Annotated in this window: 18 protein-coding genes; 8 read left to right on the top strand and 10 right to left on the bottom strand. The window is 64.6% G+C overall.

The window, feature by feature from the left end; translation table 11 throughout:
- The first annotated feature begins 42 nt into the window (after window positions 1-42).
- Window positions 43-1,323 (top strand): ammonium transporter, encoded by a 1,281-nt coding sequence (locus tag ABIB35_RS16365; protein ID WP_354182789.1) that lies wholly within the window; start codon window positions 43-45, stop codon window positions 1,321-1,323.
- Window positions 1,324-1,361: 38 nt separating this feature from the next.
- Here the strand turns inward: ABIB35_RS16365 and ABIB35_RS16360 are convergent, their stop codons facing one another.
- On the bottom strand, window positions 1,362-3,176 hold the full coding sequence (locus ABIB35_RS16360) for a thiamine pyrophosphate-requiring protein (protein ID WP_354182788.1): 1,815 nt from the start codon (window positions 3,174-3,176) through the stop codon (window positions 1,362-1,364).
- A gap of 16 nt (window positions 3,177-3,192) precedes the next feature.
- Here ABIB35_RS16360 and ABIB35_RS16355 point away from each other — a divergent pair, with 16 nt between their 5' ends.
- From ABIB35_RS16355 to ABIB35_RS16340, 4 genes are all read left to right on the top strand, one after another.
- Complete coding sequence (locus ABIB35_RS16355; protein WP_354182787.1) at window positions 3,193-3,828, top strand: dihydrofolate reductase family protein; 636 nt, start codon at window positions 3,193-3,195, stop codon at window positions 3,826-3,828.
- 140 nt (window positions 3,829-3,968) lie between these two features.
- Entirely contained in the window at window positions 3,969-4,784 is an 816-nt protein-coding gene (locus tag ABIB35_RS16350) for an alpha/beta fold hydrolase (RefSeq protein WP_354182786.1), read from the top strand.
- A gap of 11 nt (window positions 4,785-4,795) precedes the next feature.
- The gene (locus ABIB35_RS16345; RefSeq protein WP_354182785.1) at window positions 4,796-6,391 is read left to right on the top strand and encodes an ATP-binding protein; all 1,596 of its coding nucleotides are present in this window, start codon (window positions 4,796-4,798) and stop codon (window positions 6,389-6,391) included.
- Window positions 6,392-6,478: 87 nt separating this feature from the next.
- Window positions 6,479-6,949 (top strand): GtrA family protein, encoded by a 471-nt coding sequence (locus tag ABIB35_RS16340; protein WP_354182784.1) that lies wholly within the window; start codon window positions 6,479-6,481, stop codon window positions 6,947-6,949.
- Window positions 6,950-7,057: 108 nt separating this feature from the next.
- On the opposite strand, the gene ABIB35_RS16335 is transcribed toward ABIB35_RS16340, so the two are convergent.
- From ABIB35_RS16335 to ABIB35_RS16320, 4 genes are all read right to left on the bottom strand, one after another.
- Window positions 7,058-8,440, bottom strand: coding sequence for an NAD-dependent succinate-semialdehyde dehydrogenase (locus tag ABIB35_RS16335; protein ID WP_354182783.1), 1,383 nt, complete (start codon window positions 8,438-8,440; stop codon window positions 7,058-7,060).
- A gap of 53 nt (window positions 8,441-8,493) precedes the next feature.
- On the bottom strand, window positions 8,494-9,270 hold the full coding sequence (locus tag ABIB35_RS16330) for a trimeric intracellular cation channel family protein (protein ID WP_354182782.1): 777 nt from the start codon (window positions 9,268-9,270) through the stop codon (window positions 8,494-8,496).
- Between the two features lie 115 nt (window positions 9,271-9,385).
- Window positions 9,386-9,826: an SRPBCC family protein gene (locus ABIB35_RS16325; protein ID WP_354182781.1), complete on the bottom strand. Its 441-nt coding sequence runs from the start codon at window positions 9,824-9,826 to the stop codon at window positions 9,386-9,388.
- A gap of 48 nt (window positions 9,827-9,874) precedes the next feature.
- A complete protein-coding gene (locus ABIB35_RS16320; protein WP_354182780.1) occupies window positions 9,875-10,597 on the bottom strand; it encodes an NUDIX hydrolase in 723 nt (240 codons plus the stop codon).
- A gap of 144 nt (window positions 10,598-10,741) precedes the next feature.
- On the opposite strand from ABIB35_RS16320, the gene ABIB35_RS16315 reads away from it, so the two are divergent.
- Complete coding sequence (locus ABIB35_RS16315) at window positions 10,742-11,371, top strand: GyrI-like domain-containing protein (RefSeq protein WP_354182779.1); 630 nt, start codon at window positions 10,742-10,744, stop codon at window positions 11,369-11,371.
- On the opposite strand, the gene ABIB35_RS16310 is transcribed toward ABIB35_RS16315, so the two are convergent.
- Entirely contained in the window at window positions 11,356-11,844 is a 489-nt protein-coding gene (locus ABIB35_RS16310; RefSeq protein WP_354182778.1) for a TetR family transcriptional regulator, read from the bottom strand. The two genes, ABIB35_RS16315 and ABIB35_RS16310, sit on opposite strands and share 16 nt — an antisense overlap.
- A 145-nt stretch (window positions 11,845-11,989) precedes the next feature.
- On the opposite strand from ABIB35_RS16310, the gene yczE reads away from it, so the two are divergent.
- On the top strand, window positions 11,990-12,634 hold the full coding sequence (yczE, locus tag ABIB35_RS16305) for a membrane protein YczE (RefSeq protein ID WP_354182777.1): 645 nt from the start codon (window positions 11,990-11,992) through the stop codon (window positions 12,632-12,634).
- Here yczE and ABIB35_RS16300 read toward each other — a convergent pair.
- Window positions 12,596-13,144: a dihydrofolate reductase family protein gene (locus tag ABIB35_RS16300; RefSeq protein ID WP_354182776.1), complete on the bottom strand. Its 549-nt coding sequence runs from the start codon at window positions 13,142-13,144 to the stop codon at window positions 12,596-12,598. The genes yczE and ABIB35_RS16300 overlap by 39 nt on opposite strands.
- A gap of 224 nt (window positions 13,145-13,368) precedes the next feature.
- Between ABIB35_RS16300 and ABIB35_RS16295 the strand changes: the two genes are divergently transcribed.
- On the top strand, window positions 13,369-13,713 hold the full coding sequence (locus tag ABIB35_RS16295) for a hypothetical protein (protein WP_354182775.1): 345 nt from the start codon (window positions 13,369-13,371) through the stop codon (window positions 13,711-13,713).
- Window positions 13,714-13,722: 9 nt separating this feature from the next.
- On the opposite strand, the gene ABIB35_RS16290 is transcribed toward ABIB35_RS16295, so the two are convergent.
- From ABIB35_RS16290 to ABIB35_RS16280, 3 genes are read right to left on the bottom strand one after another with little or no spacing between them, the layout of a single operon-like run.
- A complete protein-coding gene (locus ABIB35_RS16290) occupies window positions 13,723-14,397 on the bottom strand; it encodes a TetR/AcrR family transcriptional regulator (RefSeq protein ID WP_354182774.1) in 675 nt (224 codons plus the stop codon).
- 50 nt (window positions 14,398-14,447) lie between these two features.
- Window positions 14,448-15,716, bottom strand: coding sequence for an ABC transporter permease (locus ABIB35_RS16285; protein WP_354182773.1), 1,269 nt, complete (start codon window positions 15,714-15,716; stop codon window positions 14,448-14,450).
- Window positions 15,713-16,435 (bottom strand): ABC transporter ATP-binding protein, encoded by a 723-nt coding sequence (locus ABIB35_RS16280; RefSeq protein ID WP_354182772.1) that lies wholly within the window; start codon window positions 16,433-16,435, stop codon window positions 15,713-15,715. The genes ABIB35_RS16285 and ABIB35_RS16280 overlap by 4 nt, the downstream gene beginning before the upstream one ends.
- Between the last annotated feature and the right edge of the window lie 126 nt (window positions 16,436-16,561).

The raw sequence follows: 16,561 nt of genomic DNA, 5'->3' as shown, positions 1-16,561 counted from the left end.
CCGGCCCCCGCGGGGCCGGCCACCCCCGAATGGAGTAGCTCCATGGACTCTGGAAACACCGCCTGGCTGCTGGCCAGTTCCGCATTGGTCTGTCTCATGATTCCCGGCATCGCCTTCTTTTACGGAGGAATGGTGGGCTCGCGCAGGATTCTGAACATGATGTTGATGTGCTTCGGCAGCGCAAGCCTCGTCGCAGTACTCTGGGTGCTTTACGGCTACTCAACCGCCTTCGGCAATTCCCTGACCGGCGCCGGGCTGCTGGGCAACCCGTTTGAATTCCTTGGTCTCTCCCAACTGCTCACCGAGGACCCGTCCAGTTCCATCCCGGTGGCGCTTTTCGCCGCCTTCCAACTGATGTTCGCCTGCGTCACCACCGCGCTGGTGGCCGGAGCAGCCGCCGGACGGATGAAATTCGGCGCCTGGATGCTGTTTGCCGGCCTCTGGGCCACCTTGGTCTACTTCCCCGTGGCCCATTGGGTCTTCGCCTTCACCAGCGAAGACGGCTCGGTCACCGGCGGCTGGATCGCCAATCAGCTCGGCGCGATCGACTTTGCCGGCGGCACCGCCGTCCACATGAACGCCGGCGTCGCGGCCCTGGCCCTGGCGCTGGTGCTGGGCCGCAGCAAGGGCTGGCCGCAGGCCCAGGGCAAACCGCACAGCCGTCCGCTGGTACTGCTCGGCGCCGGACTGCTCTGGGTAGGCTGGTACGGATTCAATGCCGGTTCAGCCCTGAGCGCCGGAAACTCCGCCGCCGTCGTCTTTCTGAACACCGCGGTGGCTGCCGCGGCAGGCCTGCTCGGCTGGATGCTCATGGACCGGCTGCGACTGGGAACCTCATCCTCCCTCGGTGCCGCGTCCGGGCTGATCTCCGCGCTCGTGGCCATCACCCCCGCGTGCGGCGCCGTCAGCCCGTTGGGGGCCATCGCCATTGGCCTGCTGGCAGGACTCGTCTGCTCCCTGGCCATCGAGTGGAAGTACCGGCTGGGCTACGACGATTCATTGGACGTTGTGGGTGTGCACGCCGTCGGCGGCCTGCTCGGCACCCTGCTGATCGGTCTGTTCGCCACCGATGCGGCACCCAACGGTGTCAGCGGACTGTTCTACGGCGGCGGTTTTGAGCTGCTGGGCATCCAGGCGGTGGCGTCCGTCGCGGTACTCATCTACTCCTTCGTGGTCACCTGGATTATTGCCAAGGTGCTGGCCCTGACCATCGGCCTGCGCATCCCCGAGGAGAGCGAGCTGCAGGGCATCGATCTGGCCGCCCACGCAGAATCCGCGTATCTGAATGATGAGGAGCCCGTGGATCTGGGGGCCCGGCCGTAGGACTGGTTGCGCCGGCCCTACGCCGGCCTCCGCCCGGATCAGCCCTCCGCTGCCAGGGCCTGCTCCTGGCGGAGGTAGATGGAAAGGAGGTCCCGGGCGTGCTGCGTCTGCGGCCCTTCCTTTTCCATCGCTTCCATCATGGACGCAGCCTGGGCCTTTCCACCGGGGAAGGGCGGCAGGAGCGGAATGTCAGGATCCGAGATCACCTCAATAATGCAGGGCCGGTCCGCGGCGAGCGCCTCCTCCCAGGCATCGCCCAGCAGCTCCGGATCCTCCACCCTGATGCCCTTGAAGCCCAGCAGCTCCGCGTAGCCCGCGTAGTTGAAGTCCGGCAGCGCCTGGCTGTCCGGGAAACGGGGTTCCGTCTCCATCTCCCGCTGCTCCCAGGTGACTTCCGCCAGTTCGCGGTTGTTCAGGACGCAAATGATGAAGCGCGGGTCCGCCCATTCCGTCCAAAGTCTGCTGACCGTGATGAGTTCGGTGATCCCGGCCATCTGCATGGCTCCGTCACCGGACAGGGCGATGAGCGGCCGGTCCGGATGGGCCAGCTTCGCCGCTATCCCGTAGGGAACGGCACAGCCCATACTCGCCAAGGTGCTGGAGAGATGAGCCGGCACCCCGGCGGGCAGCCGCAGCTGCCGCGCATACCAGTACACGCTGCTGCCCACGTCCACGGCCACCTGCGCGTCCGCCGGCAGCCGCCGGCTCAGCTCGTAAACCGCCCGCTCCGGATTTACCGGACGAGCCGGGGTGAAGGCCCGCTCACGGGCGAGCCCGTGCCAGGTACTGACTGCCTGTTCGACGTCGTTCCGCCAGGCTGATCCACCGCGTTCCGTCAGGAGCGGCAGCAGCGCATCCAGGCTGGCGGCCGCTTCTCCGGCTACAGCCACCTCCACCGGATAGCGGTTCCCGATCGCCGCCGAATCGATGTCAATCTGCACCGCCCTGGCCGCTCCGGGCGGCGGATAAAACTCGGTCCACGGGTCATTGGAGCCGATGATCAGCAGCGTGTCGCAGTTGGCCAGCACAAAACCGCTGGCCGAGGTGCCCAGATGACCCATGACGCCGGCAGCCAGGGGCAGTGATTCATCAACATACGGTTTGCCGAGCAGGCTTGTGGTGATGGCAGCGCCCAGCTTCTCAGCCAGTGCCACCACCTGTTTTTGCGCATCCTTAGCACCCTGGCCCACCAGCAGGGCTACCTTCTGCCCGCTGTTGAGCAGGTCAGCCGCCGCCTGGACATCCTCGTCGCGAGGCAGGATACGGGCCGGACGCCACACCGGGGCGGTACTGAGTACGCCGTGCTCCTGGTCCAGTTCCGGGGCCGGCGCCTGCTGGACGTCGTGCGGCAGAATCACCACGGACGGAGTTCGCGTGGCCAGAGCCTCCTTGAAGGCCCGGTCAATGACCAGGGGCGCCTGTTCAGGGCTGGACACCTGCTGCCGGAACCCGGAAGCGACATCGCGAAATAAATGCATCAGGTCCACTTCCTGCATGTACGCCGATCCCAGGACGCTCAGGGACTGCTGTCCGATGATGGCCACCACCGGCACCGAATCCATCCGGGCGTCGTACAACCCGTTGAGCAGGTGGATGGCGCCTGGGCCCTGGGTGGAGGTCACCACACCCACTTCCCCCGTGTACTTGGCATGCCCCACCGCCATGAACGCCGCGTTCTCCTCGTGCCGTGCCTGGATAAACTCCGGCCCGCCGGCCCGGCGCAGTGCCCCCATCACCGGGTTGATGCCGTCTCCGCTGTAGCCGAAAATTCGTCCCACACCCCAGGCCTGCAGCCGCCGGACCACCAGGTCCGCCACCAGTTCCGGGTTCTCCTGTGGTTCTCTGCCGCCCATTGCAATCCTCCGATTAATGATCAGCGTGCTTGGTTTCGCCTACTCTTCCATCCTGCGGGTGGGAAATACACGTCCGGCGCTGTGCGGTGTCCGGGACGCCGCTATGCTCGGGAGTATGGGTAAGGTCATCTATTACGTCGCATCGTCACTGGATGGCTACATAGCCACCGAAGACCACAATCTGGACTGGCTGATGGCTTTCGGATTCGAGCCCTTCCAGAGTCATTTCGACCAATTCATGGCCGGTGTCGGTTCGCTGGTGATGGGTTCAGCCACGTACGACTACATCCGCTCGCAGGACCCGGGTTCCTGGGACTACGGAACATTGCCCTGCCAAGTGCTGACCAGCAGAGACCTTCAGGCCCCGCCGGACAGCGGCGTGCGATTCTCCTCCGGCGACATCCGCCGCATCTGTGCGGACGCTGTGGCGGACGCCGGTGAGCGGAACGTCTGGGTAGTGGGCGGCGGCAAGGTGGCAGCGCAGTTTGCGGAGGCCGGAGTACTGGACGAGCTGTGGGTGACTTACATGCCGGTGGCGCTCGGAAGCGGGCGCAGGCTGCTTCCCGTGACGGCCCCCATTGGTCCCATGCGGCTGGCAGGCACGACGTCGTTCAACGGCGGCGCTGCCGAGCTCCGCTTTTCCCTTCGATAAGGGCTAAACCTCCCCTGCCTGATCCTGCCCGGACGACCACAGGGTTCACTGTAGAGTTTGTTCCGTGCACGCCCTTCGGTGGCCCTGCCCCGCCTGCCTGCACACCCTCCGCCAGTCTCAGGAAAGTTCAAGGTCATCTCATGGGGACAGATATCAGTGCACGCAACAACGTTCGAATCCTGGGTAATCCCCAGGGCCCGGTCATCATGTTTGCGCACGGCTTCGGCTGCGACCAGGGCATGTGGCAGCGCCTCCTCGCCCGCTTCACGCCGGACTACCGCGTGGTTCTGTTTGACCACGTAGGCGCGGGCAACTCTGATCCGGACGCCTATGTATCTGCCAAGTACGCCTCCCTGGACGGTTACACCGCCGATGTGCAGGACATCATGGCCGAACTCGACCTGCGCGACGTAACCTTCGTGGGCCACAGTGTTGGCGGCATGATGGGAGTGGCCGCCGCAGCAGCCGATCCTGCCCGGTTCAAAGCCCTGGTCTTCCTGGCGTCCTCCCCCAGCTACATGGACTACCCGGAAGACGGCTACGTTGGCGGTACCTCTCAGGAGGACATCCGCGAACTGCTTGCCTCGCTGGACAGCAACTACATGGTCTGGGCAGCAGCTATGGCTCCGGTCATCATGGGCAACCCGGAGTCCCCCCAGCTGCACACCGAGCTGGAGGGAAGTTTCTGCCGCATCAACCCTAGCGTGGCACGGGAATTTGCCAAGGTGGCCTTCCTCTCCGATGTGCGGCATCTGCTAAAGGACGTCAGCGTCCCCGCTCTGGTCATGCAGTGCACCGATGATCTGCTGGCCCCCGTGCACGTCGGCGAGTACACGCAGCGCCACCTTCCCAATGCGACTCTGGCCGTCCTTAAGGCTACCGGGCACCTGCCTCATGTGAGCGCCCCGGAGGAAACTGCGGACACCATCATCGGTTACCTCAACCGCGCCGCCTAACCCCCTGCTCCATGGATGCCGTCCCTCTTTCGCCCCCTTCCCTGGACTATGAGGCCCTCTTCCAGGACGCCCCAGCCGGCTATGTGGTCACCCAGGAGAACGGGATAATCCTGGAAGCCAACCGCACACTGCTGGGGTGGCTAGGGCGAACACGCGGTGATCTGGTGGGGACGAGTTTCCTGAAGCTGCTGCCCATCGGGGACCGTATCCTCTATGCCACACATGCCTCGCCGCAGATGGGGGTCTCCGGCGCCTTCGCTGAACTGGCAGTTGACCTGATCATGGAAGACGGCTCCCGGATGCCGTCCCTGCTTTCAGCCCGTCGCTTTGCCGCCGCGGAGGAGGGCCAGCCGTCGCTGGACCGGATCATTGTCTTCAACGCCCACGAGCGCCGCCTCTACGAGCAGGAGCTGGTCAGCACGCTGCGCAAGACGGATGAAGCTGAGGCGGCACGCGCCAGCGCGGAAGCGTCGGTGGCAGCCCAGCAGGAGGCCCTCCGGCAGAAAGACCAGATCCTGCAGGAAAGCCTGGCGGAAAGCCGGCGTAAGGAATCCCTGCTGGAGACCATCCTGAACACCGTGGAGGTGGGGGTGGTGGTGGTCGATGAAGCGGGCAACAACATCCTCACCAACAGCAGGCAGAAGCACAATTGGAGGCGCGCCGTTCCGCCCGGAGTCCGTGACGCGGACGAGTGTGAGCTGCTGATCTTTGGCCCGGACCGCGTCACGCCGCTTCCGCCGGACCTGCGGCCGATCCGGCGCGCGGTTCTGGGTGAGTCCTTTTCCGACCAACTGGTGTGGTTCGGTTCGGGGGACCAGCAGCAGGGCCTGAGTGTCTCCGCCCGCTCCGTCCGCGGCGAAGGGGCCTTCCGCGGTTCCGTCATTGCCTTCAGCGATGTCACCGGCCTCGTGGACGCGGTCCGGGCGAAGGAGGACTTCGTCGCCAATGTATCGCACGAACTGCGCACCCCGCTGACCTCGATCATGGGGTATCTGGACTTGGCGATGGAAGACGCGGATGACCTCCCGGCCCACGTCACCACCTCGCTCAAGGTTGCTCTGCGCAACTCCGAAAAACTGCTGGCCCTGGTCTCGGACCTACTCACTGCTGCCACCGGCGGCAGCACCGTGTCGCTGGCGCCGGCGGATCTGACGGAACTGATCCAGTCAGCGGTCATCTCGGCAGCTCTGAGGGCAGAAATCAACGGTGTCCACTTTGTCACCGACCTCCCCGCTTCCCTTCCGGACACGGTGGACGCCCAGCGGATTGGCCAGGTGCTGGACAATTTGCTCTCCAATGCCGTCAAATACTCGCCGGAAGGCGGCTGGGTCACGGTGCGTGCCTGGCGCAGTGAGACGCAGACATGCATTGAGGTCGCTGATTCCGGCATCGGTATGACAGCAGCTGAGCAGGCCGAGGTGTTCACCAAGTTTTTCCGCTCCGGCACCGCGCGCAAGGCGGCCATTCCCGGCGTCGGCCTGGGCCTGGTGATCAGCCGAAAAATCATCGAAGAGCACCGCGGCACCATCACCCTGCGCAGTGAAGCCGGAAGGGGAACTGTCTTCACCGTCACGCTGCCGCTTGCCCATGCCGATGCCGATGCCTGAGTCGATTTTGTGCCCCGCCCCCGGCTGTGAAAATATCTCTTCAGATCCCGGCACCCTACCGGGCAGATTCAGCAGGGGAACTCCGTAATGGCCAAGACTGGCACCGTCTCCGTCCGAAAAATACTCCGTCGGCTGGGATCCTTCTCCCTCGTCGGTACGGCGGCTTTCATTGTGGACGTCACAATCTTCAATGTGCTCGCGTCGACTGTCCTCGACACCCACCCGATTACCGCCAAGGTCATCTCGGTCACCATCGCCACCACGGTGTCCTGGCTCGGCAGCCGCTATCTTACGTTCCGCAGCACGCGGGGCCGCAGCGTCCGCAGCGAAACCCTGCTTTTTGCCCTGACCAATCTGGTGGGCCTGCTCATTGCCACCGGCTGCCTCTATGTCTCGCACTACCTGCTGGGCTTCACCAGCCAGTTCGCTGACAACATATCCGGCAACGTGGTGGGTGTGGCCGCCGGCAATATTTTCCGGTACTTCGCGTACCGGTACGTCGTTTTCACCACCGAAGAGGAACGGACTGCACGGACGGCGCTGAAACAGAACGTTTAGCCCTTCGCTCTCCGCGCGCAAGTACGACGACGGCGGCGCCCCCCCCCCTGCGGGAGGTGCGCCGCCGTCGTCGTACGGGTGAGAAGTTCCCGCAGCGCTAGTTCCGGACTATTTTCCCGAGCGCGGCGTGCGGATGAGCTTCTTGTTGACGAACTCATCCATGCCGAAGCGCCCCAGTTCGCGGCCCACACCGGAGCGCTTGACGCCGCCGAACGGCAGGTCTTCCTGGGTGCCGGAAACGCCGTTGATCCAGACCATGCCCGACTCCAGGCGGTCGGCAACGTCCAGAGCCTTGTCCACGTCGGCGCTGAAGACGGCGCCGCCCAGGCCGTAGGGCGAGCTGTTGGCCAGTTCCACGGCCTCATCGGCGCTGGAGACCTTGTAGATCACTGCCGCCGGACCAAAGAGCTCCTCCGAGAAGGCGCGCATATCCTCGGTAACTCCGGTGAGTACCGTGGGCTGGACGTACGCGCCGGGACCGTCCACCAGGGCGCCGCCGGTGTTCAGCGTGGCTCCCTTGTCCACAGCATCCTGGATCTGCTCGATCAGGCCGTCAGCAGCAGCCTGGGACGAGAGCGGCCCAAAGCGGGTGCCTTCGTCCAGGGGATCGCCGGGCTGGATCTTTTGCATCTTGGCGGTGAACTTTTCCACGAAGTCTGCATAGAGGTCCTCCATGACAATGAAGCGCTTGGCCGCGTTGCAGGCCTGGCCTCCGTTGCCCATCCGCCCTGCCACGGCCGCCTTGACCGTGGCGTCCAAGTCCTCAGAGTCCAGGACGATGAACGGATCGCTGCCGCCCAGTTCCAGCACGTACTTCTTCAGGTTCCGGCCGGCCACCTCGGCGACGGCGGAGCCGGCACGCTCGCTGCCCGTGAGGGAGACGCCCTGGATCCGGGCGTCGGCGATGATGTCCGCTGCTTGGTCGTTGGTGGCGAAGAGGTTGATGTACGCGTCCTGGGGCAGGCCGGCGTCGGCGAAGATCTGTTCCATGGCCAGCGCGGACTGCGGGCAGTTGTTGGCGTGCTTGAGCAGGATGGTGTTGCCCAGCATCAGGTTGGGGCCGGCGAAGCGGGCAACCTGGTAGTACGGGTAGTTCCACGGCATGATGCCCAGGATTGCGCCGATCGGCTCGGTCCGCACGGTGGCGCCGCCGCCGCCCTTGACGCTCAGCTCTTCATCGGCCATGAAGCCGGGGCCCTCGGTGGCGTAGTAGTCGTAGATATTTGCCGACAGGGCCACTTCGCCCTTGGCCTCGCGCAGGGGCTTGCCCATTTCGGTGGCGATGAGAGCGGCCAGCTCGTCGCTGCGTTCGCGGTACAGCTCGGCAACCCGGGAGATGATTTTGCTTCGGGCTTCAACCGGCTGGCTGCGCCAGGAGGCAAACGCGCCGTGGGCGGCACTGATTGCTTCGGTAATCTGGGCGTCGGTGGCTTCGGCAAATTCCTTCAGCGTTTCACCAGTGGCAGGGTTCACAGTTTTGTAAGCAGTCATTTCCCTCACGTTACCGGCGGCCTTGGCAGGTGCCACAGCGGTTCGCTCCCGGCTCAACCCACCGGCGGTTTTCCGCGGCGCGAACGGAGGCCTGGGATCCTGCCGAAGCGGGGGCGCGGCCAGCCCTGCTCCTTTTTACGGGTGCCGGTCCCCGATGACCCGCCACCGGCGGTTTTGCTGCGCGGCCGGCGCGGCAGCCGTACGCTCAGCTCCCCCGGGCCGGGCAGGCGCCATCCACGCCGGCGGGCTACCGTGCAGATGACGGCGGCGGAGACAATAGCCACGGCCATGCCCAGGTTCTGCAGCCCCAGGTGATACAAGATGGCCATTTCAATGGCGGCAACCAGTGCGCCGGTGGCATAGAGGGTGTTGCCGCCAAAGATCGCCGGCACCCGTCCCACCACAATGTCGCGGATCATGCCGCCGCCCACCGCGGTGGCCACGCCGATCAGGATGGCCGGCAGCCACTCCAGGCCTACGGTCAAAGCCTTAGACGTTCCGGTGGCGGCCCAGCATCCTAGGGCAAGGGCATCGATGATGATCAGGAACCGGTTGGCCCATTTGCCCTTGAGCTCAATCAGGTAGGCAATGAATGCGCCGGCGATGGCTGCCAACAGATACGCGGGGTCCGTCAGGGCCACCGGGGTTCCGGCCTGCAGCAGGGTGTCGCGCAGGACACCGCCGCCAAGGGCCGAGGTAAGTGCCAGCACCACAAAACCCACAGGGTCCATGCGCAGCTGCCGGGCAACCGCCCCGCCGAGCACTCCGTTCGCCAGCACTCCGGCCAGATCGACGACCCTGAACACGGCCTCCGGATCAAAGATGTCCACGCCGCTCCCGAGGTGTTAGTGGTGCCGTGTTTCCGGCGTCCATTCTAGCCCGCTTGGGTCTTGGCATGCGGTTCAGTACAGGGGCGGCACAGCGATCTGGTCGAAAAGCTGAGGCCTAGTTGACCGTAAAGTGGTCCGCCAGCTTCTCCAGCGTCTGTTCGAGGTTGGCCGGATGCCGGCGGGTGACACCCATAATCCGGTACATGACGCGATGGCGAACCTTCCGGGCGTCCCACTGCTCAGTCACCAGCGTCCCGCCGTCCCTCGGTTCAAGGATGTAGCGCCACACGTGCCCGCCGGCATGGCGCCAGGCAATCCGGTGTCCCTCGTCGAACTCGGTGACGGTGTTGAGGATCTTGTAGGGCACCCCCATCTTCATGTCCATGCCGAATCTGGCTCCGGGTGCCAGCCGGGCGGGACCGTTGGGCTGTGCATCGCGGACCGTTCCGGACCCGTCAATGACGCTGTGCATGGACGGACGGGCCAGCAGGTCAAAGACGGATTCCGGCGGAGCGGAGACGAGACGCTCGCGGCTGATCAGATAGGGGGTGTTCATGCGGCCAGTCTAACTGCACGTCTGTGTGCGGCTCGGAACTGTCAGCAGCTAGTTGGTCCGTTCATACGTCCACCCGTTTGCATCCATCAACAACCGGTGCCTGCGGGAGGAATCGGCTCCCACCTTCGCGTGCTCCGGCGTGTCCGGGCGGTCGGGGCTGGCCGGATATTCGGGGCTGTGAGGGTATTCGGCGTCGCCATGCCACATCATCGCCGGAGGCACCCGTCCGGGCAGCCGGCGGGTCGCATAGGTCTCCGGCTCGGCGGCGGCAGCTCCGGCGAGTGCCGCGGCGACCGTCTCCCACCCCAGAAGCCCGTACAGCGTCACCCACGTGGGCGGGAAGAGATCCATCGTCCCTCCGCGGTGCCGGCGAAAGGCCTCGGCCGGAGTGAGCCAGACGGCGTCAACATGCTCCTGCGGGCTAAGCAGGATCTCCCCCGCAGGCGCTGGGGCCAGGAAAAACCAGGTCTTGTACCGGCGCGGTGCTTCGGGCGGCGGGACCCAGCAGGACAGCTGCTCCAAGTGGTGGGGCTGCAGGTGCAGCCCGGTTTCCTCGGCTGTTTCCCGTACCCCCGCCAGCCGGGCAGCGGCGAGTTCGCCGTCGTCGTCCTCCCCTGGCTGACCGTAATCCTCGGGGTCCACCACTCCCCCCGGGAACACCCAGGCGCCGGCAAAGGAGCCCCTGTTGCGGGGCCGTTCCAGCAACAGGACCTGCAGCCCGTCGGGAGCGTCACGCAACAACACCACTGTGGCGGCCGTGCCGTGGAGCATAGGGGATTCCGTTCGTCAGGGGACGCAGGAGGCGTTGTAAGTCAAAGCTTGCATCCCCTATGGATGCTAGCGGTTTGGACTGACGGTAGCCGCGGGAACCCGGCCGGACCTACCCTGAAAACCGAGGGAAAGGCGGAGCCCGGTATGGAAAAGTTCGACATTAAGAAGTCCTATCCCCAGCTTTACGCTCCAAAGTCCGGGGACTTTACGTTGGTGGAAGTCCCCGTTCTGCAGTACCTCGCTTACAACGGCCATGGGGATCCCAACACGTCTGCGGAGTATACGGACGCTCTGGAATGCCTATATCCCGCCGCCTATGCTGTGAAGTTTGCGTCAAAAAAGGACATGGACAGGGATTTCACCGTGGGACCGTTGGAAGGCCAGTGGCGGGCCGCGGACATGGAAGCCTTCACCCGCGGAGACAAGGGCTCCTGGGACTGGACCATGCTGGTGGCCCAGCCGCCCTGGATTACGGAGGATCTTCTCCGGGCCGCGCTCGACTCCGTACGCCGGAAGAGGAACCCTCCGGGCCTGGACCGCGTGCACCTGCTGGCGCTTGAAGAAGGCACCTGCGCGCAGATCCTTTACATCGGCGCCTACAACGCCGAAGGTCCCGTCCTCGAACGCCTGCACCACCACTGGATGCCGGCCCACGGGCTTACCTTCAACGGCGACCACCATGAGATTTACCTCAGCGACCCGCGGCGGACGGCCGCGGAAAAGCTCCGCACTGTGCTTCGGCAGCCGGTCCGGCCGCTTCAGCCCTCGGACTGATGCCGCGGAGCCGCCGGCTGCTTTTCCAGCGTTCCGAGCATGGATTCCAGCTGGTCGTCGGTCACCCGGGTCAGGGCAGTGAGCAGGCTCGTAACCCGGGCACGTTCCCGGCTCTCAAAGCGCGTGGAATCCAGGATGTCGCTAACCCACAGCCCGTCCATGGCTAGGCGGATAATCACGCCGATAACCCCTGTAGGCTGCCGGGGATCCAGGTTGTCCTGGTCCAGCCGCCGGTTCAGGTAGATCAGGGACTCAGCGAGGTTGGGACGCCCGACGGCGGTGGCCAGCAGCGCTCCCTGATCGGTGTCGCTGTTGGACTCGGCGTCGGAAAATGCCTTGATGTAGGCGCGGTCCGAGGCCCCTAACGGCTCCGGATCCGCTTCGGCGAGCCGGCCCAGTTTATGGACCAGCTCGATGATCATGTCTTCAACGTCCTGTTCGACTTCATCTACAGGTGCGCCTGGCCTGAACATTCTTCCTCCAGCTCAACGGTCAACCGCCCTTCGGTTGACCGACTAGCTTAGCCCGCTTCCGGAGTATTTTCAGCTCCGCACCGCTTCTTCCCGTCACGCCCGACGCCGGCTTGAAGTCCGGCGGGCAACCGGCTTGTCTTAGTCCATGACTTGGATCACCCTGCGCCGTGCAGTCCAGCTGCTGTTCGGGCTTTTTTGCTACGGCTTTGCGATCGGCATGATGATCCGGGCAAACCTGGGCGTCTCCCCGTGGGATGTACTGGGACAGGGTGCAGCGCGTTCCTCGGGCATCACTTTTGGCGTGGTCACCACCCTGATTGGCGCACTGGTGCTGCTGCTGTGGATCCCGCTTCGGCAGAAACCGGGCATCGGCACCGTCCTGAATGTCCTACTCATTGGGCCCAGTGCCGAAGTCTGTCTGGCCCTGGTGCCCGCACCGGATCAGCTCTGGGCAAAGGTGCTGCTTTTCGCCGGCGGACTGGTGCTGCTGGCCGCGGCCACGGGGCTTTACCTTGGCGCCCGGCTGGGACCGGGGCCACGTGACGGTCTGATGACCGGAATGCATCGCCGCTTTGGCTGGCCTATCTGGGCGGTGCGCACAGGCATCGAGGTAGTGGTGCTCGCTCTTGGCTGGGCGCTGGGCGGGACCGTGGGCCTGGGAACGGTTGCCTTTGCCCTCCTCGTGGGGCCCCTGGTCAACCGGACGCTGCCGTTCTTTGATATCCGCGCACTTGGACCGGTTCCGGAAGCTTCAGGAACGCGGTCCGTAGGTCAGGATCGCGTTGCCTGAGGCAGTGATCTGCGAATCCATGAGCTTCAACCGGGTCAGCGGGTCCCCCGGTTGAAACAACCGCTGCCCGGAGCCGGCCACCACCGGATGCACCATGAGCGTCAGGGCATCCAACAGGCCGGCAAACAGGAGCTGGCGCACCAGTGAAATACTCCCGTTTACGGCAATGTCCCCGCCGTCGCGTTCCTTGAGCCGCCGGACAAAGCCCTCCAGCTCATCGTCCATCAGCGCAGAGTTGTTCCAGCTCAGATCCTCATCGCTAAGCGTCCGGGAGGCAACGTACTTTTGGACCGGGTTAATGAAGTCCCCGAACCCGTCCTCGGTGTTTTCCGGCCAGTAGTCCGCCCACTGCTGATAGGTCACCCGGCCCAGCAGCACGGTGTCCTGAGTGGACAGGGCCGTTTCCATCAGCGGGCCCATGTCCTTGTCAAAGTGGTCAAACTGCCACTCACCGGGATTCTCCACCACGCCGTCGATGGAGCTGAACAGTGCCGCCGTAACCTTGCGCATTGTGATTCTCCCGCCGGTATTCGCCCACCGCTGCAGGTCTTCTGTGCCTGCCGCCGGATTCACGCGTTCCCCGTGACGGTACCCCGGCCGTCGTGCGCAGAAAAGGGTACCGGTGAAGGCCAACGGAGAACCTTCCGGAGGACTATGGCCGGGAACTCTTCCGGGGGGCCGGCGGCGGACTTACGATGGCCGTGCCGGTTCACCCTTCCGCAGGAGGAAACACCATGGCTGACGGCTCATCTTCAACGCCCGGAACCCCGGGAGCACACGTTAATTACGGGAACGTGCCGGTGATCATTTCCGCCGTCCTGGCAGGTGTGGCCGGCGTGGCCGTGGCCGTATTTTCCACCGGCGGAACCGAGCGCCAATTCCGGTGGGAGCTGGGACTTGCCACCGCGTGTGCCACATTCATCGTATGTCTGCTGATCTTCCTGCTCCTGATCATCACGGCCCGCCCCAACCCTGAGGAACTGGGCAAGGGCACCGGAGTTCAGCGCAGTTTCGGCGCCCTTCCCAAAGCGACCGACGGCGATAACGGGTTCAGCGCGGACGGCCCCGACAAACGCTAGAAACCAGCGCTAGGAACCAGATGCAGAGTAGGAACCAGGTGCCCGCCCGGTTCCCGGACCACCGAAAATCCGGTCCAGGAGCACCCCGGCGCGTTCCATGATGCCGGTGTCCGGCCAGACGTCGTCGTGCTCTGCGTGGTTTTGCTGCAGCACCACCCGGACCACGCCCAGCGCCAGCCCCACCACCATGCGGGCCTCAGCGACAAGATCGGGTTCCGGTTCCCGGCGCCCCGCCGCTGTGTACCGTTCCATCACCAGGTCCGCGAACTGGATTTCATGGTCCGCCATCCATTCGTTCTGCCTGGAGAACAGTTCAGGCGAGGCCATGACAGCCTTCATCCTCCGGCCGGCCAGCTCCGGGTCGGGCTGGCCGGCAACCAGGGCCGAAACCACAGCGGCAGCAAGGCTCAGGACAGCGGGGGTGCCATGGTCGGGAAGGAACTCCCGGGCCACGGCCTCCCTCATCTCGGCGGGCGGCGGCCCCAGGAAGACGCCTTCCTTGGACCTGAAATAGTTGAAGAACGTCCGCTGCGACACCATGCATGCCGTGCAGATCATCTCCACTGTGACGTTGTCGTAGCCCCGTTCGAGCACCAGCGTTATGGCCGTTTTTTCGATCTCCGACCGGGCTGCTGCGCGCTTGCGGGCCCGCAGTCCACCGGTCGATTCAGCACCGGACTCCATCACGCCCCCCTTCCACCGCCGTCGTCCGTTTTCCTTTTGCTCCTGCGCGCCTACTCGTACCGCAGGGCGTCGATCGGGTTCTGCCGGGCCGCCCGACGGGCCGGCAGTGTGCCGGCCAGGAAGGCAATCAGCATGACGACGCCGATGATGGTGGTCACGGAGGCCGGTGTGAACAGCATAATGTGCAGGCCCGGAAGGGACGCCAGCACCGTGTTGGACAGGACGGAACTGATTGCTGTGCCCAGGCCGATGGCCACGCCGGCGCCCAGCGCGGATCCGAGGAAGCCAATGAAGATCGCTTCGAAGCTGAACAGGGCAAAGATCTTGCCGCCGCCCATGCCCATCGCCTTCATGAGGCCGATCTCGCGCGTGCGTTCCTGCACGCTCATCAGCAGCGTGTTGACGATACCGAAGCCGGCGGCAATCAGGGCGATGGCCGCAAACGCGTTCAGGACGCCGATGATGCCGTTGATGACGGTCTGGATGGCGCCAATCTGGTCCGCCACAGTCAGCGCGGTGAAGCTCTGACTGGCCAGATCGGATTTGATGTCGGCAAGCTGTTCCGCACCAATGTCCGTGGACAGATAGGCCACGGAGGTGATGTAGCCGCTGGGAACGCCGGCGGGCATGCCGGTTTTCTGCAGGGCATCCATCTGCGTCCGCAGTTCTTCGTTGAAGCCGGCGCCGTCACCGAAGAGGGAGTCATTCTGCACGCCGGCCACCACGGCATTCACCGTGTGCTGGGTTCCGGCGTAGTCGGTGACCGCAATCGAGACCGTCTGCTCCAGGGCTGCCTGTGCGTCGGCAAGGCCCATCGGCTCCAGATACGAGGACGGGAGGAGTAGTTCCGGTGATCCGCCATCTTCCAGCTGGCGCCCGGCAGCCAGGTCTGCGTCCGCCAGCCCGACCATCGGGTTGACGCTCAGCTCAAACCTGCCGCCGCCGTCGTACTGGATGAAATCCGGTGCCAGCATGGCGGCCGGCTCCACCTTGTCGATGCCATCCGTGGCGCGGATGGCCTCTACGTCCGCATCAGAGAGCAGCGTGAAGTTGCCCTGCATGGCGGCGCCGTCCGGATCGTATTCCTTGGGACCGTCATCGGCCGATCCGGACTCCGCGGCGGGAGAGACGGTGAGCAGGTCCTCGCCGCCGATGGCACCGATCTGCTTGTCGATGTAATCCGAGACGCCGGCGCCGATGGCACTGGTGAGGGTCAGGGTGAAGGCGCCGATTAAGATCGCGACGACGGTCAGTGCCGTGCGGACCTTGCTGCGGAACGTGTTGGATACTGCTGAGCGGAGAATATCGCCGGCGGTCATGCGGAAGCCCCTGTGGTGATGGTGGTCGAGGTGAGTTCAGCGGCGGACACTTCGCGTCCGTCCTTGATGTAGAACTGGCGGCTGCATCGGGCCGCCAGATCGGTGTCGTGCGTGACGGCAATCAGGGTGATGCCCTGTTCCTTGTTCAGCGCGAACAAGATGTCCTCCACGACAGCGCCGGTGGCAGTGTCCAGGTTGCCTGTGGGCTCGTCGGCGAAAATTACCGACGGATTATTGACCAGGGCACGGGCGATGACCACGCGCTGCTTCTGTCCGCCGGACAGGTCGGTGGCCTTGTTCTTGGCTTTGTCCGCCATCTCCAGCCGCTCCAGAGCCTCCATGCCGCGCTTGCGGCGTTCGGCCGGGCGCACGCCGGCAATCATCAGCGGCAGAACCACGTTGTCCAGCACGGAGGAGTTCGGAGTAAGGAAGAACTGCTGGAACACGAAGCCAAAGTCCCGGTTGCGCAGTTCGTTCAGCTCGTTCTTGCCCAGCGAGCGGGCATCCTGGCCCTTGAGGGAAATGATTCCCTCATCCGGGCTGTCCAGCAGGGCGAGCACGTGCATGAGGGTGGACTTACCCGAACCGCTCTTGCCGACAATCGCCAGGGATTCACCGCTTTCCACGGACAGGCTGACGCCTTTGAGGGCATCAAACCGGTTTTCTCCCTGCCCATACGATTTCGTCAGGTTATGCGCACTGAGTACGTGTGGTGTCATTTTCCGAACCCTATATGCAGTTCCTGCAAGTTTGCCGGGACTGCAAGTTTGGCTGGCTGCTCTTGCCGCGGGTTCTTTACACCCTGCGGATCCGGCGGTTAACTCGGGAGAAGCGGCGCATGCTCT

The organism is Arthrobacter sp. UYP6 (assembly GCF_040547315.1).
GTDB lineage: Bacteria > Actinomycetota > Actinomycetes > Actinomycetales > Micrococcaceae > Arthrobacter_B.
This window is presented reverse-complemented; position numbering and strand designations above follow the sequence as displayed.

What these genes read in the sequence shown, in the direction of transcription:
- ABIB35_RS16365 (WP_354182789.1), top strand. Translation starts at nt 43, where the DNA reads ATGGACTCTGGAAACACCGCCTGGCTGCTGGCCAGTTCCGCATTGGTC.
- ABIB35_RS16360 (WP_354182788.1), bottom strand. Translation starts at nt 3,176, where the DNA reads ATGGGCGGCAGAGAACCACAGGAGAACCCGGAACTGGTGGCGGACCTG.
- ABIB35_RS16355 (WP_354182787.1), top strand. Translation starts at nt 3,193, where the DNA reads ATGATCAGCGTGCTTGGTTTCGCCTACTCTTCCATCCTGCGGGTGGGA.
- ABIB35_RS16350 (WP_354182786.1), top strand. Translation starts at nt 3,969, where the DNA reads ATGGGGACAGATATCAGTGCACGCAACAACGTTCGAATCCTGGGTAAT.
- ABIB35_RS16345 (WP_354182785.1), top strand. Translation starts at nt 4,796, where the DNA reads ATGGATGCCGTCCCTCTTTCGCCCCCTTCCCTGGACTATGAGGCCCTC.
- ABIB35_RS16340 (WP_354182784.1), top strand. Translation starts at nt 6,479, where the DNA reads ATGGCCAAGACTGGCACCGTCTCCGTCCGAAAAATACTCCGTCGGCTG.
- ABIB35_RS16335 (WP_354182783.1), bottom strand. Translation starts at nt 8,440, where the DNA reads ATGACTGCTTACAAAACTGTGAACCCTGCCACTGGTGAAACGCTGAAG.
- ABIB35_RS16325 (WP_354182781.1), bottom strand. Translation starts at nt 9,826, where the DNA reads ATGAACACCCCCTATCTGATCAGCCGCGAGCGTCTCGTCTCCGCTCCG.
- ABIB35_RS16320 (WP_354182780.1), bottom strand. Translation starts at nt 10,597, where the DNA reads ATGCTCCACGGCACGGCCGCCACAGTGGTGTTGTTGCGTGACGCTCCC.
- ABIB35_RS16315 (WP_354182779.1), top strand. Translation starts at nt 10,742, where the DNA reads ATGGAAAAGTTCGACATTAAGAAGTCCTATCCCCAGCTTTACGCTCCA.
- ABIB35_RS16310 (WP_354182778.1), bottom strand. Translation starts at nt 11,844, where the DNA reads ATGTTCAGGCCAGGCGCACCTGTAGATGAAGTCGAACAGGACGTTGAA.
- yczE (WP_354182777.1), top strand. Translation starts at nt 11,990, where the DNA reads ATGACTTGGATCACCCTGCGCCGTGCAGTCCAGCTGCTGTTCGGGCTT.
- ABIB35_RS16300 (WP_354182776.1), bottom strand. Translation starts at nt 13,144, where the DNA reads ATGCGCAAGGTTACGGCGGCACTGTTCAGCTCCATCGACGGCGTGGTG.
- ABIB35_RS16295 (WP_354182775.1), top strand. Translation starts at nt 13,369, where the DNA reads ATGGCTGACGGCTCATCTTCAACGCCCGGAACCCCGGGAGCACACGTT.
- ABIB35_RS16290 (WP_354182774.1), bottom strand. Translation starts at nt 14,397, where the DNA reads ATGGAGTCCGGTGCTGAATCGACCGGTGGACTGCGGGCCCGCAAGCGC.
- ABIB35_RS16285 (WP_354182773.1), bottom strand. Translation starts at nt 15,716, where the DNA reads ATGACCGCCGGCGATATTCTCCGCTCAGCAGTATCCAACACGTTCCGC.
- ABIB35_RS16280 (WP_354182772.1), bottom strand. Translation starts at nt 16,435, where the DNA reads ATGACACCACACGTACTCAGTGCGCATAACCTGACGAAATCGTATGGG.